This window comes from Candidatus Contendobacter odensis Run_B_J11, from assembly GCF_000531125.1.
GTDB classification, from domain to species: Bacteria; Pseudomonadota; Gammaproteobacteria; order Competibacterales; family Competibacteraceae; genus Contendibacter; species Contendibacter odensensis.
Map to the genome: position 1 here is coordinate 1 of NZ_CBTK010000287.1, position 12812 is coordinate 12812.

19 protein-coding genes, 1 pseudogene and 1 other annotated feature are annotated in these 12812 nt (G+C 49.2%); of the genes and pseudogenes, 19 read left to right on the forward strand and 1 reads right to left on the reverse strand.

The window, feature by feature from the left end:
- Positions 1-152 precede the first annotated feature (152 nt).
- Complete coding sequence (locus tag BN874_RS26550) at positions 153-542, forward strand: DUF2760 domain-containing protein (protein ID WP_420886150.1); 390 nt, start codon at positions 153-155, stop codon at positions 540-542.
- 391 nt (positions 543-933) lie between these two features.
- On the opposite strand, the gene BN874_RS18230 is transcribed toward BN874_RS26550, so the two are convergent.
- Positions 934-1272 carry a hypothetical protein gene (locus tag BN874_RS18230; RefSeq protein WP_034435769.1) on the reverse strand — a complete coding sequence of 113 codons (339 nt, stop codon included), beginning with the start codon at positions 1270-1272 and terminating at the stop codon, positions 934-936.
- A 13-nt stretch (positions 1273-1285) separates the two neighbouring features.
- On the opposite strand from BN874_RS18230, the gene BN874_RS18235 reads away from it, so the two are divergent.
- From BN874_RS18235 to BN874_RS18315, 18 genes and pseudogenes are all read left to right on the forward strand, one after another.
- Complete coding sequence (locus tag BN874_RS18235) at positions 1286-1663, forward strand: hypothetical protein (RefSeq protein ID WP_034435771.1); 378 nt, start codon at positions 1286-1288, stop codon at positions 1661-1663.
- A gap of 143 nt (positions 1664-1806) precedes the next feature.
- On the forward strand, positions 1807-2106 hold the full coding sequence (locus tag BN874_RS18240; protein WP_034435773.1) for a TfoX/Sxy family DNA transformation protein: 300 nt from the start codon (positions 1807-1809) through the stop codon (positions 2104-2106).
- Entirely contained in the window at positions 2103-2531 is a 429-nt protein-coding gene (locus tag BN874_RS18245; protein ID WP_034435775.1) for a hypothetical protein, read from the forward strand. Before BN874_RS18240 ends, BN874_RS18245 begins: the two co-directional genes overlap by 4 nt.
- 89 nt (positions 2532-2620) lie before the next feature.
- Positions 2621-3442, forward strand: a complete 822-nt coding sequence (locus tag BN874_RS22940) for an HNH endonuclease (protein ID WP_051498039.1) — start codon at positions 2621-2623, stop codon at positions 3440-3442.
- 107 nt (positions 3443-3549) lie between these two features.
- Complete coding sequence (locus tag BN874_RS18255) at positions 3550-4182, forward strand: hypothetical protein (protein ID WP_051498045.1); 633 nt, start codon at positions 3550-3552, stop codon at positions 4180-4182.
- A 12-nt stretch (positions 4183-4194) separates the two neighbouring features.
- On the forward strand, positions 4195-4713 hold the full coding sequence (locus tag BN874_RS18260; RefSeq protein ID WP_051498040.1) for a P-loop NTPase family protein: 519 nt from the start codon (positions 4195-4197) through the stop codon (positions 4711-4713).
- Between the two features lie 123 nt (positions 4714-4836).
- Positions 4837-5280 carry a nuclear transport factor 2 family protein gene (locus BN874_RS18265; RefSeq protein WP_051498041.1) on the forward strand — a complete coding sequence of 148 codons (444 nt, stop codon included), beginning with the start codon at positions 4837-4839 and terminating at the stop codon, positions 5278-5280.
- A 120-nt stretch (positions 5281-5400) separates the two neighbouring features.
- On the forward strand, positions 5401-5799 hold the full coding sequence (locus BN874_RS18270; RefSeq protein WP_051498042.1) for a dihydrofolate reductase family protein: 399 nt from the start codon (positions 5401-5403) through the stop codon (positions 5797-5799).
- A 48-nt stretch (positions 5800-5847) separates the two neighbouring features.
- On the forward strand, positions 5848-6078 hold the full coding sequence (locus tag BN874_RS24765) for a dihydrofolate reductase family protein (protein WP_154725018.1): 231 nt from the start codon (positions 5848-5850) through the stop codon (positions 6076-6078).
- Between the two features lie 101 nt (positions 6079-6179).
- Positions 6180-6716 carry a GNAT family N-acetyltransferase gene (locus tag BN874_RS18275; RefSeq protein WP_051498043.1) on the forward strand — a complete coding sequence of 179 codons (537 nt, stop codon included), beginning with the start codon at positions 6180-6182 and terminating at the stop codon, positions 6714-6716.
- 103 nt (positions 6717-6819) lie between these two features.
- Positions 6820-7308: a DUF7004 family protein gene (locus tag BN874_RS18280; protein WP_034435779.1), complete on the forward strand. Its 489-nt coding sequence runs from the start codon at positions 6820-6822 to the stop codon at positions 7306-7308.
- Positions 7309-7782: 474 nt separating this feature from the next.
- Entirely contained in the window at positions 7783-8571 is a 789-nt protein-coding gene (locus BN874_RS18285) for a DNA-methyltransferase (protein WP_034435781.1), read from the forward strand.
- Positions 8572-8574: 3 nt separating this feature from the next.
- Positions 8575-9228 carry a MutH/Sau3AI family endonuclease gene (locus BN874_RS23925; RefSeq protein WP_081756507.1) on the forward strand — a complete coding sequence of 218 codons (654 nt, stop codon included), beginning with the start codon at positions 8575-8577 and terminating at the stop codon, positions 9226-9228.
- Positions 9229-9323: 95 nt separating this feature from the next.
- Positions 9324-9512 (forward strand): type II toxin-antitoxin system HicB family antitoxin, encoded by a 189-nt coding sequence (locus BN874_RS18300; protein WP_034435782.1) that lies wholly within the window; start codon positions 9324-9326, stop codon positions 9510-9512.
- A complete protein-coding gene (locus tag BN874_RS23930) occupies positions 9509-9694 on the forward strand; it encodes a type II toxin-antitoxin system HicA family toxin (RefSeq protein ID WP_081756508.1) in 186 nt (61 codons plus the stop codon). Before BN874_RS18300 ends, BN874_RS23930 begins: the two co-directional genes overlap by 4 nt.
- A gap of 86 nt (positions 9695-9780) precedes the next feature.
- Positions 9781-10503 (forward strand): HAD family hydrolase, encoded by a 723-nt coding sequence (locus tag BN874_RS18305; protein ID WP_034435784.1) that lies wholly within the window; start codon positions 9781-9783, stop codon positions 10501-10503.
- A 172-nt stretch (positions 10504-10675) separates the two neighbouring features.
- On the forward strand, positions 10676-11887 hold the full coding sequence (locus BN874_RS18310; RefSeq protein ID WP_034435786.1) for a metallophosphoesterase family protein: 1212 nt from the start codon (positions 10676-10678) through the stop codon (positions 11885-11887).
- Between the two features lie 197 nt (positions 11888-12084).
- Positions 12085-12428: pseudogene (locus tag BN874_RS18315) on the forward strand (transposase); the annotation flags it as partial.
- Positions 12369-12473, forward strand: a sequence feature (AL1L pseudoknot). It overlaps the preceding pseudogene by 60 nt.
- Positions 12474-12812: the final 339 nt, after the last annotated feature.

A 12812-nucleotide genomic window follows, 5' to 3' on the forward strand; every position in this document is an offset into this window, starting at 1 on the left:
ACTATAAATTTTTCAGAAGGGTGTGTTGAAAAATTCCACAACCTGTAAATGATTGCTATAAAAATAATGATGAGAATCCCAGCACTTCTTCTAAATTAGTTGATGAAAATACAGAACCTACAAAGGAAACTCAAATATTAAAAATAGAAAGTATTTCGCCGGATTCACCTTTACTATTTCTAGCCATTTTTCAGCAAGAAGGACGATTAATAGATTTCTTAAAAGAAGATATTAGCACTTATTCTGATGCTGAAATTGGTGCAGCCGCACGTATAGTGCATACAAATTGCAAAAAAGCAATAAGCGAGTACTTGAGTATTGAACCAATAAGCGAAGAAATTGAAGGAACGAAGATAACTTTACCAACTAATTTTGATCCTAAGTTATTTTGGGTAAATGGTAATGTAGCTAGTCCATCATCATTTACGGGCACGGGTACACTAATGCATCGAGGTTGGCTTATATCTTCTGTAAATCTTCCCCAGATAAATAACGAACACAAATTTAGATATTTACTAGCTCCAATGGAAGTAGAGTTGTAAATGAAGAACTCAGACTTTACTTTTATGGGTAACTAAACCTTCACAACCTAACCTAACTGTGGCTTGCACCTGACCCCGCTACGCGGGGCAGGTGAAGCGAGTCGTTAGGCATCAGGGAGAAATTTCATGAGCCTTTGGTATGTGGTTGCAGCCCTTTCAAGGTGTAAAAATACAACATTGAAAATCAATAAGTTGAATTTAACCTCGAACCCTCTTCTTAGCCAAACCCGATGTTAGGCCGAGTCGGGTAACAGAGAATCAGACGGTGACGTCAACCATCAACTGAGCACCTTGAAAGGGCTGGTATGTGGTTGCAATCTTTGCAAGCCTTTGCGTGAGTTGGTGGGTGTCAGATTTGTATTCGAGCCGCTGCCGCTGTACGGAGAGACACCTACGGTGGCATGGTGCCCTTGAGTTCAATGCAACCTTTTTTGCATTGCAGTTTTTTCTGCTGTGGTTTGTCGCACGCAATCGCCAAGATAGTTGGCTCTTCGGAGATCTTGGCGCTGGGCTGGCTTTTCTTGTTGTGCGACGGTTTTTCCTTCACTGGGAGCGACCGGATGATGCCTAACAATTCATTCAAGCCGATGCCGCTTCGCGGCGCGGCGCGGCTTAATTCAGGTGTTAGGCGGTTTAGCAGCCATACAACACCAAAACAACCGGCGCAATATCTGACGATTGCAAGAAAAAAACTAATCAATAAGTATTCTGCCGGAACATAATCATTCACTAGGAGTTACCTCATGTTAAGTCAAGTGCCAAGCTGGGCTTTGTGGATACCTTTTTTAAGCGCCATATTCGGAGGAGTCGTTACCGGCGCTGTTACGTTTTTTATCAATAAGACGAATAAAGAGTCGGAAGAAAAAAAGCACAGAAAAGAACTAGCGGTAAAACTGGCTATTGAAGACTATAAACAAACATGGGAATTTATAATAAAAAAAGACCAATCCGCATCAATCCCTCCGTTAGACCTTTTTGTTTTGCATCACATTATGATGTCTGAAGCAATTTTAAGTGATAAAGAAATAACCGAAGAAAAATATCTTGATCTTATAAAAAAATATAAATCTCTTGAAAAAGCACACAAACAATTTATTCATCTCGATAATGATAAAGCCTAACTGTGACTTGCACCTGACCGCCCTACGGGCGTCAGGTGAAGCGGGCGTTGGGCCTCTCAATCTCATGCGCAATCGAGCCACCTCACTAATTAGTCTATTCGTCATGTCGCGCCCAGTTTCCTCGGCGCAGAAGGAAACATTGCATGGCTGCTGAGAATGGAAGGCTATTTCCCGGCATCGGCCCGAAATCAGGTGAAATGCTGCGTGCCGCTGGGATCACTTCGCTACCGCAATTTCGTGAGCTTGGTTCCGTGCGCGCCTATGTGATGGTTAAGCGCGCTGCCAGAGAAAACCCTAGCCTGAATTTCAAGCCCAGCCTGAACTTTTTGTGGGGGCTGGAGGGATTGCTCACCGGCGAGCACTGGAGAGACATCGCCAAGAATGAAAGGACCAGCCTGTTGCTTGCTCTTGAGGAAGCAGAAAGAAATCGGAGCTCTTCATGAAACCGTTTCCACTACTCGCCGGCGGCGTTGCTGCCGGACTCATCATCATCGCCGGTGAAGCAGTCCTGAATTTGGTAGTACTCGCTGACGAATGGGCCAATCTATTTTTGCGTTTTACCCTTCCGCAACCAACCCCGCTCGTTGCAGCTCAAGGAGTGCTTAAGCTGCTGCTCCTCGGCATCTTTTCTGTCTGGCTGGCGGTCACTTTCAGGCTCGCCTTTCCAGACCCCAATCGCGCCAGCATCGTCTCGGGCCTTTGTGTGTGGTTCCTCGTCTGGGCTTGGGTGCAGTGGGGAATGCTGCTTGCGGGCTTCGTTACAGCACCCATTGCCGTAGCTACCATCGCGTGGGGCTTTGTCGAATTGCCGCTTGCCGCATGGGCAGGGACATGGGTGCATTGGCGAACGAACGGCGGGTCACAGTGAAAGCGTGTGGCCCAACCCATCATTCCAGCGGACCTGCGCATAAAGCCGCGCAGTCCGGTGAATTCAAACGTTAGCCGTCACAACAAAACATGCCCGCCTACCTGCTCACGTGGAACCCAAAGAACTGGAGGTGGCACGACCTGCCGGATGTCGCTCGCCGACTTGCCGACGGACTTCCCATCGAGCAACGGTGGAGTTGCGGCAACTCCCGCTCAATCGCGGTAGGTTCAAGGGTGTTCTTACTACGTCAAGGCGTAGAACCGAAAGGCATCGTCGCCTCTGGTTGGGTGACCAAAGCACCATTCGCAGCCCCCCACTGGGACACAGGTCGTGCAGCAACGGGAGAACAGGCGTTCTTCATCATGTTTGCCGCCGATGCATTGTTGAATCCCGCCGAGTCACAGCCACTGGATGTTCGCGCACACGTCTCCGGACCCTTGGCAGAAGTGCAGGTTGATGCACAGGCTTCAGGAAACTCGATTCCCGAGCTCGTGGCGGCCGCGCTATCTGAGGCATGGGCAGCACATCTCGGGAAGGAAGACCAGGGCCTCGGCAGAGGTGACCCTGAACTCGGCGCAATGGAAGGCGAGCAAAGGCGCAGATTCGTAAGTCATCGGGCACGGGAGCGCGCGCTGCGCGCCGCGAAACTCGAACATGCTCGTGCCAATAGCGTTGATGGCCGCATTCGTTGCGAAGTGCCAGGGTGCGGCTTTGACTTCGAGTCAATCTATGGGTCAATCGCAGCAGGCTTCGCGCATGTTCATCATCTACGTCCACTTGCTGACGCCACGGCGCCTACCATCACCAAGCTCGAAGACCTCGCGGTCGTGTGCGCCAACTGTCATGCTGTCATTCATCGCGGTGGTGCATGTCGTTCGTTAGAAGCACTCATACCAGCCGTGCGAGAGTGACGGCTAACCCGTCGTTCCAGCCGACCGCCTTCGACGGCGGCTGAACTCCAACGTTAGATGCCACAAACCATTGAGCGTCGTGGCTTATGGTGAGTGCAGGGGAAGTCATGCTCTATAAGGAGGTTCTCAGTGCTGTTGCCATACTGCTCACTTTTGTGGCGTTCTATCCGTACGTGCGGGGCATCATCCAAGGAGCGGCAAAACCGCATGTATTTTCTTGGGTTATATGGGGAACTACCACTTTCGTGGTTTTCTTGGCTCAACTTGAAGCGCATGGTGGAGTTGGCGCATGGCCCATAGGCGTTTCTGGGAGCATCACGATGCTTATCGCCATATTGGCATACGTCAAACGGGCAGATGTCACAATCACAAAAACAGACTGGTTGTTCTTTATCGCAGCCATGTCTTCGTTGCCTCTCTGGTACTTAACATCCGACCCCGTGTGGGCTGTAGTTGTGCTAACAGTTGTTGATCTGCTCGGCTTTGGGCCAACGGTTAGAAAGGTAAATGCCAAACCGCATTCTGAGTCGCTGTTGTTCTTTACACTTTTTGCCGCGCGCAATAGTATCGTTGTAATAGCATTGGAGAATTATTCGGTTGCCACCGTATTGTTTCCGGCTACTATTGCGGCAGCATGTGTTCTGCTTACGGCGCTAATAGTGTATCGGAGGCATGAGTGGCATCTAACCCTGCGCTCAAGCGGGACTGCGCAAAAGCGCAGCCCCTTAGCTACACGTTAGGCGTCAGAAAAAGTGCGAATCGCTATCCTCGGGAATTCAGGCTCCGGCAAATCCACCCTCGCCCAATGGCTAGCCAGCACCGCAGGTGCGGCGCTGCTGGACTTGGATACCGTGGCGTGGGAACCCGGCAAGATCGCCGTTCCACGGTCTCCGGAAGCGGCTGCTGAAGAGGTTGGCGACTTCTGCAGCAGGCATAAGAAATGGGTGGTTGAAGGTTGCTACGCCGGACTCGTCAGCATCACCTTCGCGCGTGACCCACTGTTGGTGTTCCTGAATCCGGGTGAGGAGCAGTGTGTAGCCAACTGCCAGTCCAGGCCTTGGGAACCGCACAAGTACTCGTCCCAGACAGAGCAGGACGAGCGCCTCGCCTTCCTACTGTCTTGGGTCAGGCAGTACTACTCCCGTCAGGGCGACATGTCACTCGATGGACATCGAGAGTGCTTTGCAACCTACGCAGGTCAGAAAGTCGAAGTGACTGCAAAGCCCAGATTAGACCCACCCGCACCCGAAGTCCTGGCTTGGCTGCGCTGACGCCTAACCCCTCGCTCAACCTGACCCGCTACGGCGAGCGGCGTAGCGGGCAGGTTAGCTCGAACGTTAGGCCCCTAGCCCACCGATATGACCGACGCACAGCAACGCTCTGAAGGAAACCGAATGTTCGAAGTAGACAGGGAGATCCTTAACGCAGTCCTGCTCGGGGAACCTGCTCCCGAAATCATCGCCCTTGAGGCGCAGATTCGAGCGGCTCAACTCACCGGTGACGTTGAAGCCTTGGACCACCTTATCTCTTCAGATCTCCTTTTCACCGGTCATGATGGCCAGCTCGGCTCAAAGGCAGAAGATCTCGAAGCGCATCGCTCCGGCTTCTTCCGCTTCCGCAGCCATCAACCCGAGGAGCTTCGGGTTTCGTGGGTCAGGCCGGATGTCGCGGTAAGCTCCCTACGGGCTCGGCTCTCCGTGGAGGTGGCTGGCAATCTGATCGAAGGTACCTTTCGTTACACGCGAGTTTGGGCGGCTGAAGCAGACGGAAAGTGGCGTGTCGTCGCCGGCCACGTCAGCGAGGTTCTGAATCCAGAACAGCCTTACACCGGGGCCTAACCATGCGCTGCAGCCAACACCTCCAGGCTGTCACGCCCGCTGCTTGCGCAGCGTTCGCGCCATCCCTCCGGTGTGGCTGAGCTTTGGTCGTTAGGCTTCAAAACCAATGAGCATCACTCTATGAATTTTGTGTACATAGCTACAAGTATTGACGGGTACATTGCCACGAGTGAGGGCGGTATTGAGTGGCTTCATGAGCAGCCAAACCCAACTAATAGTGATTATGGTTATTCCGAATTTATTAGCAATATTGATGCGTTAGTCATGGGGCGCCATTCATTCGAAAAGGTGAGAACGTTTGGTGAATGGCCCTACGAGAAGAAAGTGTTCGTTCTTAGCTCTACGTTGGCTAATATTCCATCCGACCTAGTGGGTAAAATAGAATTTATTTCTGGTGCACCAAATGAAGTCCTCTCTAAAATTCATTTACAAGGCTTTAATAACCTTTATATAGATGGCGGCATAGTTATCCAAAATTTTTGGTCCTGTAAATTTTCCGGTGATGGCGAGGGTTGGTAGCGTCAGGCTAGGGCGTTGACTGAATGCAACCAATTGATCTCAATAGGCATGTTCATTTTACCTGCCTGCCCCACAGTTCCGATCACAGGAAAATTTACAGGAGGAAATTTTTTGGCTGCTAATCTTGTAGATGAGCTTATCGTTACACGAATACCTATTTTGCTTGGTGGCGGTATCCCTTTATTTGGTAAGTTGGTTGAGCCATTAAGACTTATCCATAAAAACACAGAGGTTTACGATAATGCTCTTGTTAAAAGCCACTATTCCAGAGCGCAGTAAAAGCCTAACAAGTTGCTGCACCGGAGACCGCGTCATTGATTGTTGTGGGTGATTGAAAGGACAGCAAGGCGCGGCCCCGGTGAGCAAAGGCGTTAGCCGTCATGCATGAGACGCTGCTGCCACGCGAGTTCTTTGGAGGCCGCCTCCGCCGCTTGCGCCCGCCCGACCGAGAGGCGTTTCAGGCCTATCGCACCATGCCTGAACTTGGCCGCTATCAGGGTTGGTCGTCTATGTCCGATGTTGAGGCACTGGAGTTCCTCGCGAAGATGAACCGCGCACCGCTGTTCACTCTGGGAGAGTGGGTACAACTCGGCATCGCGGAGGCTGAGTCTGATCGCCTCGTCGGTGACATTGGTCTGCACCTGTCCGAAGACGGAGGCACAGGGGAAGTTGGGTTCACGCTCCAGCCGTCAGTGCAAGGCCGTGGCATTGCGGGTCGTGCGGTGCGAGAGGCTCTCCAGTTGCTGTTCGCCGCCACAAGGGTCACTTGCGTGCTCGGCATCACTGATGATCGGAACACCCCGAGCATTCGCTTGCTGGAGCGCCTGGGGTTCAAGTACCTCGAGACCCGAGAGGTCGTATTCCGCAGAGAGCCATGTTCCGAGAAGGTCTACGCCCTGCCGCGAAATAACGGCTAACCATTCGTTCGAGCCGACGCCTAACGGCGCGGCTCAATTCAAACGTTAGGCATCTCCTAGATCGAAGTATGCAGTTAAAATGATTCAAAAGGAAAAATGCATTATGAGCAGAATGATCAAGCAGCTAGTAAACAACAGGCAAGTACTTTTCGATAGTGGAAGCTTTGACGATTGGTGTGTTTATGTCGTTGAAGAAAATGGATCAAAAAAAGCACCATTTGATGCAGAATATTTTACCGACTTAAAAAACATTTCAAAACATTATGAACTGGACAAGGTTTATAATGATTTTGTTGAAATTTATAATAAAACAAGCGAAATTATCGACCAGAATGTTTTAAGTTTGATAGATAGATTAGTTTCAATTTACAGAGTAGAACATCAAGCATTAGTTGAGCAATGGTTTGTAGTCATCTATGCTGGGATGATTGCAGAAGAGAACAAACAATTTGCAATACTTAAAAAAAGAATCAAACGATTAGGTATGCACCAAATACTCAAATTAGGATATGAGCCAAGAATTGCAGCAAATTTTAGCAAAGGAAAAAAGTGGCGTGAGCTTGATGAAATCATGAAGCCATTAGGCTTCTAAACGATAAACAAGTGGCCTACATGAACCAGCCCTTTCAAGGTGCTCAGTTGATGGTTGACGTAACCGTCTGATTCTCTGTTACCCGACTCGGCCTAACATCGGGTTTGGCTAAGAAGAGAGTTCGAGGTTAAATTCAACTTATTGATTTTCAATGTTGTATTTTTACACCTTGAAAGGGCTGCTACATGAACCCAAGTAGGTTGGATTGGAGTTTTTTCAGAAAACCCAACATTGAATCAGCCCGCCTAACTAGGGCTTGTCCTGACCCCGCTACGCGGGGCAGGTGAAACAGGGCGTTAGTGCTGGTACGGGCAGTTTGAGTACCCACGCAAAAAAAGTACGGTCGAATTCAGGCGTACTTTCGGATAAAATAGAATCATCATTGATTTCCAGAAAGCCGCTATGCCTAAATTAACAGAAGATACACAGTGGAAGGTTACGGAGGTTTTGGAACCTACGCCAAAACCTTTTTTCATGAATGAAGAGCGAGGTATTCGTCTTTATCAAGGCGATGCGCTGGCTATGCTGCGTCAATCGCGCAGCGAAAATTTCGATTTAATCTTTGCTGATCCACCATATTTTTTATCGAATGGTGGAATTACGTGTCAAAACGGCCAGATGGTCAGTGTAAACAAAGGCAGGTGGGACGAAGCACCCTCGCTTGAAGATATTCATAGTTTTAATACAGACTGGTTGCGTGAATGCTACCGTTTGCTGAAGTCTAACGGAACAATCTGGGTTTCTGGCACGGCACACAATATTTATAGCGTTGGGTTTGCGATGCAAACCCTCGGATATAAAATCCTCAACGACATTGCTTGGTTCAAAATCAATCCGCCACCGAACCTTGCTTGCCGTTATTTTACGCACGCGACTGAAACAATTTTGTGGGCGCGAAAAGGTGAAAAGGCCAAACATCACTTTAATTATGACGAGATGAAACGTGACAATCGCGGCAAGCAGATGCAATCACTTTGGTCTATCACGCCGCCCGCGCCGCGTGAAAAGCGATTCGGCAAACATCCCACGCAAAAGCCGGAGGCTTTGCTTGATCGTATTATTCGGGCGTCCTCAAATGCCGGAGATTTAGTACTCGATCCGTTTTGCGGTAGCGGTACGACCGGAGTAATCAGCGCCCGCCTTCGGCGACGCTTCGTGGGTTTTGACATTGATGAAAATTACCTTGACCTTGCAGTCAAGCGAATTGAAGATGAACTTTCGGAAAGTCAGTCAACTTTGAATTGGGCAGGCGAAACAGGCTAAATTATGGAAAGAGCAGAAGCACTTCTTCACATCAGAGAATTGACCGGCAAGGACTTACGTCCTTTGGCCGATTATTATGGCCTCACAGTTTGGAAAGATGGAAAGAAAAATAAAGGTTGGACTGGTCATGTGATTGAGCGTTATTTGGGTTTGCCCCTCAATTCTTCGCCTGCGCCTAATTTTGGCTCGTGGGAATTAAAAGTTGTTCCGCTCAAATATGACCGTAATAGAGTACTCAAAGTCAAAGAAACAATGGCGATCACAATGCTTGATCCGGTTGAAGTACTTGCAAAGGATTTTGAGGATAGTCACCTTTTTACCAAACTTCGCAAGCAAATTGTGGTTAGCCACATTTTTGAAGATGTAAACGAAACGTCTGCTATTCTACACACAGCCGCAGAATTTGATCTCGACAATCCTCATGTTTATGCACAGGTCAAAGCCGACTATGAAACTGTGCGTGCTGCTTTACAAACCAGTGGCTTTTCGTCTTTAACTGGCAAAATGGGCATTCTTGTTCAGCCGCGCACCAAAGGCGCAGGTCATGGAAGTATTTCACGCGCATTTTATGCTCGCACTACATTTGTAGCACACATCTTAAATATCGCGGCTTGGCCCGGAATGCCCGTTGCGGTTCCAGAAGAGTACAGTGCATAAGTCTCAAATACCGGCCTAACTGTGGCTTGCACCTGACCCCGCTACGCGGGGCAGGAATGTCTAAACATGTTGATGACGATTAGTGAGGTAGTACAATGAAACAGAAATATACTTATTGGAAAGATGAAGATATATGGTTGGGTTACTTTGATGAATTTCCAGATTACTGGACTCAAGGTGAAACAGAAGAAGAATTGAAAAAAAATCTAATTGATATTTATAAGGAGCTAATTAGTGGAACAATCTCGAATATCCGCCGAGTCGCTGAGATAGAAGTGTCGTGAAAAGCAAGGATTTAATAAAGAAACTTGAGGATATAGGCTGCGTCTTTATCCGCCACGGTGGCAACCATGACTGGTATCAAAATCCACATACCAAAATATCGCAACCCGTTCCTCGACATCGAGAAGTTAATGAACGCTTAGCGAAACACATCATTAGGATGCTCAGTAACTACAATGCCTAACTGGGCGTTGCACCTGACCGTGCTACGCACGGCAGGTGAACGAAGCCGTTAGGCAAAAAACATTACTCCGTTGGTAAGGAAGTCTCATGGATTTATCGATTCGCCTTTTTGACGTTGACGGCACAATTACTATGCCAGGGGTTGATATATGGCATCTCGTAACCAGAAATTTTGCGGTGTCCCCCGCTGAATTTGACAATGCAGTAGCTGACTGGAAAGCAGGGATGAAACAGGGGAGTTGTCCTTATACGGAATCCAAAAAGATGATGAAAAAGGGTCTGCAGTTGATGAAGAGTGGCGTAGGTGATAAGGAAGTCCAAGAAGAGGCGGAAAAAGTCACTTTGAGTATTCTTCACATGGTGTTCCCTGGTGCTATAGAGTACGTCAAAAGATCTATTCATTGCGGCTTCCGAGTTGTATTTGCTACCACAAATTATGATACGGGTGGTAAAGGGTTCATCTCAGCCCTGAAGCGAGCAGGAATGCTCAACGCTGGGGAGGCAGATGCAATAGCCGTGTCGGGATCTGTTATCAATTGGAAAGATCGAGAGGTTCTCCACTTCAACATGGATCGAGGCAAAGTACGCGGAATCTGCGAAGTATTGGGTGTTTCACAGGATGCGCTAGGAGACATGATTGATTCATCTTATGGAGATGATCCATCTGGTAATGACCGAGAAATTCTAAGGATTGCTCCAAAGGCATATGTTATTAGAAACAACAAGAATAAACACTTGCAACTGCCATCCAATATGCAGCTTACTGACTGGGATTTCATCAATGCGCAAACAAGTGCATTAGGCAGTTGAAAAAATTCCTCCTGTAAATTCTCCTGTGATGGCGATGATTTGCGGCCTGGGCTAGAACATCGGCTTCATCTAACTCTTTGATCTTGCTGAGAGGTGTGCGTTGTACTCACCCAACCCGTCGTGCGAATCACAGGAAAATTTACAGGAGGAACTATTTTGAGGAAAATCAACTATGTTTATGAACTTTCGGGTATCCTGGCGTGGTCAAACCCAGGCATTTGTTGTGACTATCTGCGTGGCTGCCATCTTTCAATTTCAATCCGTCGGTGCCGAGGAGCAGCATGGTGAATGGGAATTTGGTGGATCATTTGAGGCAGACCCGGTTATTCTGTCTTTCTCTACAGTAGGTGATTCCCGTGAAGAAACGGGTGCTAGTTATCTCACTTCGCAGGATGCTATTTGGTTACAGAACTCCAAGGCATGGTCGCGTATCATGCAAGCTATCCAGGCGCAAAAGCCCGACCTGTTGTTTTTTAATGGCGATATGATCATGGGCTATGGCAAAGCGGATGTTCCATCAGACACCACGAGTGTAACTGCTATCGTTAATTCTGATTTAGTCCAGTTTTATAAACAATATGCATTCTGGCGTGGTATGGTGGCTCCACTAATGGAAGCTGGCACTTATGTGGTGCCGGTGCCTGGCAATCATGAGACTCAGTGGAAAGCAGGTGGCAAGAAATCGCTAAAAGTTAATGAGGATGCTTGGCGCGCCAATATGGGCGATCTTATTCTCGATAATGCACGGTTCAGAACTCTCTTTGGAGAAACGCCAGCCTTTGCGAACGTTAGTGACAATGCAAAGAGTGACAGCTTAAGTACTGACCAGACCCAACTGTCTTACAGCTTCGATTTTCGCGGTGTGCATTTTGTGATCATCAACACTGATCCAGTTGGTAATGATGCCCATGCGCCGGTTAACTGGCTGAGAAACGATTTGGCCGCCGCCCAAGGGCGCGGCCTCAAACATTTTTTTGTTTTCGGACATAAACCGGCCTTCACCTACTACTACCCTGGTGCAGATCTGAATAAGCCTAGCGGTCTCGATGCAGTCTCTGATCTATCCAGCCGGGATGCTTTCTGGAATCTTATTGAACAATATGGCGCCACCTATTTTTGTGGGCACGAGCACATTTTTAACATGACACAGCCACGTGCCAATGCCAATCCCAAAGGTTCCGCTTGGCAGGTCATCGTCGGAACAGGAGGTTCTCCATTCGACGCGCCAGCGAATTCGCCAGTCCCACTCAACAAATATGATCGCACCTATGCGTGGGCTACGGTCAAGGTTCGTTTTAGTGGCCAAGTGGAAATTACTGCGTATGGATTTAACGACCAGTATGGCCCAACTATGCGACTCCAGTCCTTCAAATTGCCTCACTAATTTATCGGGCTACACGAATCCGAATCGGTAGTGGGATTCGGATTCAATTACAGGACTTTCGCTTACAGACGGTTTTTCTACCCTATATAGCGGTCTACTGACCAAGTTGAACACTGCATACGGTAGTCAAGCGAAAGTCTTGGTGAATCGCCCCGGGTTTTGAGGAGGCTCCTTCACTCTGAGAAGATGGAGCCATGATGAGCAAGAAGATCACACCGAAGTATTCACCCGAAGTCCGCGAACGCGCAGTCCGCATGGTGCAGGAGCACCGAGGCGAGTATCCATCGCTATGGGCCGCTATTGAATCGATGGCCCCGAAGATCGGCTGCGTTCCGCAAACCCTGCATGAAGGGGTCCGGAAGCAGGAGATCGACACGGGTAGGCATGATGGCGTCACCCGTGATGAACGCGAACGCCTCAAGGCCCTGGAACGCGAGGTCAAGGAACTGCGTCGCGCCAACGAGATTCTGAAACTGGCCAGCGCGTTTTTCGCCCAGGCGGATCTCGACCGCCGACTCAAGTCCTGACCGAATTCATCGATTAGCACCGCGACACTCACGGGGTCGCGCCGTCGCCAGCCGCGCCGGTCACCGTGGTGGAACCCGCGCCGGTCAAACCCAAGTACGATTTCTATACCGAATTGCCCAAACGGCAGATCGACATCCAGCACGAGAGCGCCAGCCCCCGGAGCGGTCCTCAACCGTCCCCGGTTCGAACGCAGCCGGCGCTTGATCCGCTTCGCAAGCCAATGACGCCGCATAAGATCGTTACGACGCCCACGGTCGCTGTTAAGAACCCTTAACGTTTTTTACCTGGGATGGATTGCGTCTCTTCGCCCTATCGGTCGTTGCTGCGACCTGAGCTATCGCCATGAACCTTCCCGACTGTGTTCGGAATTACCTGGACGATCAGCAGGTTCCTTACC

What these genes read in the sequence shown, in the direction of transcription:
- BN874_RS18235 (WP_034435771.1), top strand. Translation starts at nt 1,286, where the DNA reads ATGTTAAGTCAAGTGCCAAGCTGGGCTTTGTGGATACCTTTTTTAAGC.
- BN874_RS18240 (WP_034435773.1), top strand. Translation starts at nt 1,807, where the DNA reads ATGGCTGCTGAGAATGGAAGGCTATTTCCCGGCATCGGCCCGAAATCA.
- BN874_RS18245 (WP_034435775.1), top strand. Translation starts at nt 2,103, where the DNA reads ATGAAACCGTTTCCACTACTCGCCGGCGGCGTTGCTGCCGGACTCATC.
- BN874_RS22940 (WP_051498039.1), top strand. Translation starts at nt 2,621, where the DNA reads ATGCCCGCCTACCTGCTCACGTGGAACCCAAAGAACTGGAGGTGGCAC.
- BN874_RS18255 (WP_051498045.1), top strand. Translation starts at nt 3,550, where the DNA reads ATGCTCTATAAGGAGGTTCTCAGTGCTGTTGCCATACTGCTCACTTTT.
- BN874_RS18265 (WP_051498041.1), top strand. Translation starts at nt 4,837, where the DNA reads ATGTTCGAAGTAGACAGGGAGATCCTTAACGCAGTCCTGCTCGGGGAA.
- BN874_RS18270 (WP_051498042.1), top strand. Translation starts at nt 5,401, where the DNA reads ATGAATTTTGTGTACATAGCTACAAGTATTGACGGGTACATTGCCACG.
- BN874_RS24765 (WP_154725018.1), top strand. Translation starts at nt 5,848, where the DNA reads ATGTTCATTTTACCTGCCTGCCCCACAGTTCCGATCACAGGAAAATTT.
- BN874_RS18275 (WP_051498043.1), top strand. Translation starts at nt 6,180, where the DNA reads ATGCATGAGACGCTGCTGCCACGCGAGTTCTTTGGAGGCCGCCTCCGC.
- BN874_RS18280 (WP_034435779.1), top strand. Translation starts at nt 6,820, where the DNA reads ATGAGCAGAATGATCAAGCAGCTAGTAAACAACAGGCAAGTACTTTTC.
- BN874_RS18285 (WP_034435781.1), top strand. Translation starts at nt 7,783, where the DNA reads ATGAATGAAGAGCGAGGTATTCGTCTTTATCAAGGCGATGCGCTGGCT.
- BN874_RS23925 (WP_081756507.1), top strand. Translation starts at nt 8,575, where the DNA reads ATGGAAAGAGCAGAAGCACTTCTTCACATCAGAGAATTGACCGGCAAG.
- BN874_RS18300 (WP_034435782.1), top strand. Translation starts at nt 9,324, where the DNA reads ATGAAACAGAAATATACTTATTGGAAAGATGAAGATATATGGTTGGGT.
- BN874_RS18305 (WP_034435784.1), top strand. Translation starts at nt 9,781, where the DNA reads ATGGATTTATCGATTCGCCTTTTTGACGTTGACGGCACAATTACTATG.
- BN874_RS18310 (WP_034435786.1), top strand. Translation starts at nt 10,676, where the DNA reads ATGTTTATGAACTTTCGGGTATCCTGGCGTGGTCAAACCCAGGCATTT.